Below are 223 nucleotides of genomic sequence, written 5' to 3'. Positions count from 1 at the left end.
GCGGCGGCGCTTTGCTGTTTCAGCTGGCTGTAGTTGACGGCGTCGGTATCGTCGCTACCGGCGGCTACGTTGGTGATCTTGTTGCCGGCGGCATTGATGCCTGCTTTGGTCACACTCGGGCCGCCTGTGATGGTGAGGCCGTCTGAATTCAGTTTGCTGTCGCCTGCGGTAACGCTGTCGACGGTGATGTCTTTGGCCAGTTTGAAGTCAATCTGGTTGTCGG

The 223-nt window shown here is 58.7% G+C and carries 1 protein-coding gene; it reads right to left on the bottom strand.

What is annotated here, in order from left to right; all coding sequences use genetic code 11:
* The coding region (locus tag ACTHUT_RS22450) for a hypothetical protein (protein WP_440386937.1) at positions 1-223 on the bottom strand (223 nt) is incomplete at both ends.

It is taken from the genome of Neisseria sp. P0022.S010, assembly GCF_051956635.1.
This window is presented reverse-complemented; position numbering and strand designations above follow the sequence as displayed.